At 71.8% G+C, this 7,180-nt stretch carries 5 protein-coding genes; 1 reads left to right on the top strand and 4 read right to left on the bottom strand.

The genetic code is table 11. The annotated features are described in order from the left end of the window. Positions 1–121 precede the first annotated feature (121 nt). The 4 genes from KBY96_RS16005 to KBY96_RS15990 all read right to left on the bottom strand — a co-directional run bounded on the left by KBY96_RS16005 (position 122) and on the right by KBY96_RS15990 (position 6,343). Positions 122–1,618: a serine hydrolase gene (locus KBY96_RS16005; RefSeq protein WP_254980548.1), complete on the bottom strand. Its 1,497-nt coding sequence runs from the start codon at positions 1,616–1,618 to the stop codon at positions 122–124. A gap of 54 nt (positions 1,619–1,672) precedes the next feature. Continuing rightward, on the bottom strand, positions 1,673–1,888 hold the full coding sequence (locus tag KBY96_RS16000) for a chlorophyll a/b-binding protein (RefSeq protein WP_254980547.1): 216 nt from the start codon (positions 1,886–1,888) through the stop codon (positions 1,673–1,675). 94 nt (positions 1,889–1,982) lie between these two features. Next, on the bottom strand, positions 1,983–5,126 hold the full coding sequence (locus KBY96_RS15995; protein WP_254980546.1) for an efflux RND transporter permease subunit: 3,144 nt from the start codon (positions 5,124–5,126) through the stop codon (positions 1,983–1,985). After that, on the bottom strand, positions 5,126–6,343 hold the full coding sequence (locus tag KBY96_RS15990) for an efflux RND transporter periplasmic adaptor subunit (RefSeq protein ID WP_254980545.1): 1,218 nt from the start codon (positions 6,341–6,343) through the stop codon (positions 5,126–5,128). The genes KBY96_RS15995 and KBY96_RS15990 overlap by 1 nt, the downstream gene beginning before the upstream one ends. Positions 6,344–6,525: 182 nt before the next feature. On the opposite strand from KBY96_RS15990, the gene KBY96_RS15985 reads away from it, so the two are divergent. After that, a complete protein-coding gene (locus tag KBY96_RS15985; protein ID WP_254980543.1) occupies positions 6,526–7,056 on the top strand; it encodes a PadR family transcriptional regulator in 531 nt (176 codons plus the stop codon). Positions 7,057–7,180 lie beyond the last annotated feature (124 nt).

Raw genomic sequence — 7,180 nt, 5'->3', positions numbered from 1 at the left:
GGGTTCATAGTGGATAAACGGAGCTGCGCAATCAGCTTCCAGGCAGTCATCCCCTGACTGCTCCTGTTCACCCTCCGGAGAGGGTCACAGGACCTCCTGAGTTACACCACTCGGAGGGGCGCTACCGGCCGCCGGGGTCGGCCTGGAACGGCACCTCCACCGGGGCGGAGATCACCCCGGGCCAGAGCAGGTGGAAGCTCTCGCCGTTCCAGGGGCTGAGCGCGGCGCGGTAACCGGCTGGTCCCGCCAGCACCTCCAGGGCCCCGTCGCGCTCGGCCACGGTCCAGGAGCCGAACAAGGCATTGACGTAAGTGCCGGTGTAGGCGCTCAGGGGCAGGGAGGGGGGCCGGGGATCGGCGGGGGGAGGTTGCACCGCCAGCACCAGGCCCTCGAGCTCGCGCGCCTGGGCCCGGATCAGCGGCTGCAGATCGGCTTCACCGGGGCGGCCGAAGGCCTGCTGCAGCAGGGCCGCCCGCACCGCCTCCGGCAGGGCCGTGAGGTTGCGGTTGGCCAGCACCGCCACGGCGAAACGCTTCTGGGGCACCACCAGCACCAGGGTACGCACGCCATCGAGGGCGCCGCCCTTCTCCAGCACCTTGAGACCGTTGTAGTGGTACACCCCCCAGCCGGGGGCGTAGGCGAAGCCCGAATCGGCATCGATGGGAGGAAACTCGGCGAAGCCGGGCTCGTCGGCGATCACCGGCTCGAACAGCTGCTGCATCGCCTGCTCCGAGAGGACGCGGCGGCCGTCGAGTTCGCCGCCGCGGGCCAGCATGGTGAGGAAGCGGCCCAGGTCGCTGGCACTGCTGGCGAAGCCGCCGGCGGCGATGAACAGGCCGCTGAGGTTGGGGGGCACCACCTGCAGGCGATCCCCCACCAGCGCATGGGAGCGGCTCACATCCTCGAGGGCGCCAGGGGCGGAGCCATCACCGATCAGGGCGCTGGCGGTGCCCGTGCGGGTCATCGCCAGGGGCTGGACGATCAGGGAATCGGCGAGGGTGGTGAAGGGCTGGCCGCCGGCCGCCGCGGCCAGCTCGCCGGCGAGGAAGAAGCCGATGTTGGAGTAGGCGGGCCGCTCGCGGAAGGAGCTGGCGGGTTGCACGTGGCGGATCCGGTGCAACACCTCGGCGCGGTCGTCGCCGAGGTGATCGAAGAGGTCGCCGAAGAAGGCGGGAAAGCCGGCGCGGTGCACGAGCAGATCGCGGGCATTCACCCAGCGGCCCGCATCGTTATCGGCGAGGCGGAACTCCGGCAGCACCGTTACCAGCGGCTGATCCCAGCCCAGCTGGTTGCGGTCCACCAGGGCCGCCACGGTGGCGGCGGTGAAGGTCTTCGACACGCTGGCCAGCTGGAAGACGGTGTGCGCGGTGGTGGGGGCGCCGGTATCGAGATCGCGCACGCCGAAGCCCTCGGCCAGCACCAGCTGGCCGTCGTGCACCAGGGCGATCGCCACCCCCGGCACTGCGTATTCCCTCAGCGCCCAGCGGCTGATACGGCGGGCGGCGGCGGCGGCGACCCCCGAGCCCGGGGCATAGCCGGGCAGGCCGTGAGCCCCGAGCGCCCGCGGCAGGGGAGCGGCCAGGGCCAGAGCCAACCCCAGCAGTGGCGCCAGACCCAAGGCACGGATTCTGCGCGGGAGAGATGGCGGCATGGCCTTGGATCAGCCAGCGGATCAGCCCAGGTACCAGCGCAGCAGGGCCAGCAGCTGGCCGGCGGGGCCGTAGCCCGTGAGCCACTCGCCGATCAGGGCAGCGGCGAATCCGAGCATGGCCACCCGACCATTGAGCCGCTCCACCCGCGCCAGGGCCTCGGTGTTCCAGGGACGGCGGGTGGTGAGACCCTCCCCGAACGCCTCGTGGGGTTCGTAGAGGAACTGGGGTTTGGCCATGGGGAATCGCACCGCAGGGCCAACCCTAGGGGCAGGCTGGGGAGCAAATCAGCAGGCAACCTGGCTGTACCGGGGCACGAGCAGGTCGCCGCCCCTACCGAGCCTGCCCGAGAGGGCCACGGCCAAGTTGTGACGGGGCGTGCGGTGTGAATGGCGGTGGGGCGAGCGCCGCCGCGGGCGGGCGCACAGCCGGGCGCATCAGCAGGGCGTGGGCGGCCGGCACGTAGAACAGCGCCAGGGCGGTGGCGCCCACCAGCCCGCCGGACACCGCGATCGCCAGCGGCGGCCAGAAGCCGGTGGGATCGAGCATGAGCGGCAGGAAGCCGATCACCGTGGTGAGGGTGGTGGCCACCACATGGCGGGTGGCATGCAGCACCACGGCGGTGCTGGCGGCCGGATCGCCGCTGGCGGCCGCTGGATCGGTACGCAGGGCGTTGAGCACCACGATCGAATCGTTGATCGCCAGCCCGATCAGGCCGAGCGTGCCCAGGATTGCCGTGAACCCGAACAACGAACCGCTGAGCTGGAGGGCCAGAGCCGCCAGACCCACCGCCAGCACCGCCACCGAGCCGATCAGGGCGGCCAGCCGGAACGAGCGGAAGGAGAGCACCAGGGTGGCGGTGATCAGGATCATCAGCACCCCCACCGTGGACAGCAGGCCGCCCACGGCATCGCCGCGCGCGTCGGCTTCGCCGCCGTAGCTGAGCTGCACCCCTGCCGGCAGCTGCCAGCCGTCGCGCTCCAGCTGCCGGCGGAACTCCGCCAGCACGGTGCTGGGCAGGGTGCCGGCGGCGAGATAGCCGTGCACGGCGTTGATGCGCTGCCCGTCGCGGCGGGCGATCGAGGCCAGCTCCGGCTCCAGCCGCAGCGAGGCCAGAGCCGCGAGCGGCACCGTGCCGCCGCCGGGCGCCACCAGATCCAGACCCTCCACCTGGCCCGGTTCGCCCCGCTGGCCCTCGGCCACCCGCACCCGCACCGGCAGGGTGGTGGTGCCCTCCTGGATCGAGCCGCCCATGGCGCCATCGAGGCCAGCCTGCAGCTGGCGGGCGATGGCGCGGTTGTCGAGGCCGGTGCGGCGGGCCTGCTCCTCATCCACCACCAGGGCCAGCCGCGGCAGGGCCTCGCTCAGGCTGGCGCTGGTGTGGGTCACCGCTGGCTGCTGCGCCAGCCGCTGCCTGAGGTCGTCGCCGAGCTGGCGCAGCTGCTGCAGGTCGGGGCCCTGCAGGCGCAGCTCGATCGGCGCCGCGAACGGCGGCCCCTGCTCCAGTTGCTTCACCAGGATCTGGGCCTCCGGGAAGCGGCGATCGAGGCTCTGCTGCAGGGCGCGGATCGTGTCACGCAGGCCCTCGGCGCTGCGCAGCTGCACCAGGCCCTGGGCGTAGTGGGGGGCGTTGTCCTGATCGGCGATCACGTTGTAGAAGAACTGCGGCGCGCTTTCGCCCAGAAACCAGTGCACGTCGTCGACGTGGGGATGGCTGCGGATGTGCTGCCGCGCCGCCAGCGCCAGCGCCTCGGTGCGGGCGATGGCGCTCTGCTGCGGCAGGTGCAGCTCGATCTGGACCTGGTCGCGGTTGGTGGGGGGAAAGAACTGGCGCTCCAGGCTGGCGAAACAGGCGAAACCCACCACCGGCAGCACCAGACACAGCGCCACGCCCTGCCAGGGACGGCGCAGCAGCTGCTGCAGGACCGCGGTGTAGCGGCTGGCGAGCGCCGGAACGGCGAGGCCCTGCTCCCACCAGCGCACACCGGGCCCCAGCGGCTGCCAGCGGTGCAGCCGGGCGGCCAGGGCCAGGATCACCGTGAGCCAGAGCAGCAGGGAACAGCCCAGCGCCAGGATCACCGTGAGGCCGATGCTGCCGATGAACTCCCCGGTGGCCCCCGGGGAGGTGGCGATCGGCAGGAAGGCGAGCACGGTGGTGAGCGTGGCGGCCAGCATCGGCACCAGCAGGTAGCGGCCTGTCTGCCGCACCGCTTCCCCAGGCGCGCTGCCGGAGCGCAGGCGCTGCTGCAGCTCGTCCACCACCACGATGGCGTTGTCGATCAGCAGGCCCAGGGCGATCACCAGGCCGGTGGCCGACATCTGGTGCAGCGGCACCCCCAGCACCCCCATGCAGCCGAGCACCATCAGCGCCGTGAGCGGCAGGGCCGCCCCCACCACCAGGGCGGCGCGGCCGCCGAGCATCAACACCGACACGGCCACCACCAGCAGCGAGCCGGTGATCAGGTTGCCGATCACCCCATCGAGGCGGGCCTCCACGTAGCGGCTCTGATCGAGCACGGTGTGCAGCCCCAGGCCCGCCGGCAGGGTGGCGCGCACCTCCTCCAGCAGCTGGCGCGCGTCCTGGGCCCAGTGGTCGAGCCGCATGCTCGGGGCCACCGTGGCGGCCACCACCACGGCGGGGCGGCCGTGCACGAGCGCCAGCTGGGCGGCGGGGCTGCGCACCCCCCGGCGCACCGACGCCACCTGGGCCAGGCGGGCACTGGCGCCATCGGCGCCGCTGGTGAGCGGAATGGCCCGGATCCGCTCGAGTGAATCGAGGGCGCCATCCACCTGCAGCAACCATTCGCCGCTGTCGTTGCGCACCTGTCCGGCGGCCTCCTTGGCGTCGCTGGCGGCGATCCGTTCGGAGAGGTCGCGGGCGGTGAGGCCCAGCCGGGCGAGCTCCCGGGCGCCGATCTCCACCAGGATCTCCTCCTGGGGTTCGCCGCTGATCTCCACCTTGCTGGTGCCGGGTAGGGCGCGCAGGCGGGTCTGCAGGTCGTCGGCGAGGCGGGAGAGCAGGCCCAGATCGGCGGGGCCGGGCAGCTCCCAGGTGAGGCCCACGATCAGGGCGCTGGCGCCCACATTGCCGTCGCGGAATTCCGGATCGCTGGCCTCCGGCGGCAGCAGCGGGGTGGCGTCGTCGATCGTGCTGCGCACCTTGCTCCAGGCCGGCGCCACCGGGCGCACCCCATCCTTGAGCTCCACTGAAATCACCGAACTGCCCGAGGCGGAGGTGGAGGAGAGCTCGTCCACCTCCTCCAGTTCCAGCAGGGCTTCTTCGAGGGGTTTGGTGATCAGCGCCTCCACCCGCTCCGGGCTGGCGCCGGGCAGGGTGGTGATCACCAGGGCATTGCGCTGGCTGATCAGCGGATCCTCCAGGCGCGGCAGGGTGAGCAGGGAGCTGAAGCCCCACACCACCACCAGCAGCACGGTGAGCAGCAGCAGCTGGCGGTTGCGATGAAACAACGCGCCCATCAGGTCGCCTCCTGCACCCACACGCCCGGCACCACGCGCTGGGTGCCGCTGGCGATCACGCGCTCGCCGGGGCGCAGGGTGCCGCGCACGAGCGAACGCTCGCCCTCGCTGTGCACGATGTCCACCAGGCGGCGGGCCACCTGCTGCCCCTGAGCTGGGGCGTTGTTGTCGCCGACCGGCGGCTCCTCCAGCACATACACCGACCACAGGCCCCCTTCCGCCGCCACCAGCGCCGTAGTGGGCAGCCAGAAGCCTTCGCCCCGCTCGCTGCGTTCCAGGCCGAGCCGGGGCGTGGCTCCCACCGGCAGATCGTTCACCGGCAAACGCAGCACCACGGTGACGGTGCGGCTGGCGGCATCGAGCTCCGGCAGCAAAGCGCTCACGCTGGCCTGCAGGCTGCGATCCCCCACCTGCACGGGGTGGCTCTCACCCAGGCGCAGGCCACTGGCGACGGCAGGGGGCAGGCCCACCCGCACCTCCTGCGGGGCCGCCTCCACCAGGGTGATCAGGGCCTGGCCGGCGCTCACCACCACGCCCTCATCGAGCAGCCGCCGGCTCACCGTGCCGGCGAAGGGGGCCACCAGCACGCTGCGGGCCAGGTCCCCATCGATCTCGCGCAGGCGGGCGCTCACGTCGTCCACCTGGCTTTCGGCTTGAAGCAGACGGCTGCGCAACACGGCACTGCTCTGGATCTGCTGGTCGAGTTCCTCGCGGGCAATGGCGCCCTGGGCGAGCAGTTGCTGACGCCGTTCGCGTTGCAGCTCGGCCAGGATCAGTTGCTGGCGCACCTCCTCCACTCCGGCCACCGCCACCTGCCGCTGGGCCAGCACCTGCTGGCGTTGGGCCTGCAGTCGGCGGCGGTCGAGGCGGGCCAGGGGCTGCCCGCTGGCCACCACGTCGCCCTCCTCCACCAGCACCTGCTCGAGGGTGCCGCTCAGCTCAAAGCCGAGGCTGCTGCTGCGGCCGGCCACCACCTCGCCGGTGTAGGCGCGGGTGGTGAGGAAGTTGCTCACCGGCTCGGCCGTCACCACCGCCACCGGCAGGGGGCGGATGGCGGGCGGGCGGGGCCGCAGGCTGGGCGACAGGGCCAGGGCGACAGCAGCGGTGGCCGCCAGGGGCAGGCCCCAACGGACCCAGCGGGGCTCAAGGGAACCGCGCAACGCCTGCCGCAGCGCCTGGGCAGGAGCGGGAGGCAAGGCAGCGGGGGCGGAATCCATGGCTGGGAGGTGGCCGTGCGTCGGCGGGCGGTCAACGGGGGACAGAGCCCGGCGTCAGCCGCCCAACCTGCTACGCAACAGTTTGAGTATGTGCGGCAGTGTATGCACAACAAGTTGAGTAGGTCAAGCGGCGGCGGCGACTGGGTGAAGATCAGGTGTCAGCCGTTGCGACCCCCCCTGCCATGGCCCTGGCGCACGCGATCCTCACGGTGCTCTGCGAGAAGGAGGCCAGCGGCTACGACATCAGCAAGCAGTTCGAGGAATCGATGGCCTGCTACTGGACGGCCAGCCAGCAGCAGATCTACCGGGAGCTGGGGCGGATCGAGCGCAACGGCTGGGCCCGCTGCCAGGTGGTGCCGCAGCAGGGCAAGCCGGATCGCAAGGTGTATGCGATCACCGAGGCGGGCCGGCAGGAGCTGAGCCAGTGGGCCGGAGAGCCCTCGCTGCCCACGCCGATCCGGGAAGACCTGCTGGTGAAGGTGCTCGGCGGCCCCTACGCCGACCCCGACCAGCTGCTGGCGGAAGTGCAGCGCCGCCGCGCCGTGCATGCCGGCCAACTGGCCTCCTACCAGGAGAAGGAAGCGCTGTTCCTCAGCCAGGGCGAGCTGCCACTGCAGGAGCAGTACCGCTACCTCACCCTGCGCCGCGGCATCCTCTTCGAGCAGGAATGGATCCGCTGGTGCGATGAAGTGATCGCCTTCCTGGAGGCTTAGGTGTGCTTTCCCACCAGGTTGTTCATGCCTGCAGCTGAGCAAGACGCTGCTGGGGGGTGAGGCCACCCAGGGCCATGTGGCACCTGCGGCCGTTATAGATCCGCAGGTAGGCCGGCAGCAGCTC

This window comes from Cyanobium sp. ATX 6A2 (genome assembly GCF_024346355.1).
In the GTDB taxonomy this organism is placed as follows: domain Bacteria; phylum Cyanobacteriota; class Cyanobacteriia; order PCC-6307; family Cyanobiaceae; genus NIES-981.
The sequence above is the reverse complement of the archived record's forward strand: the minus strand, read 5'-3'. Positions and strand labels throughout refer to the sequence as shown.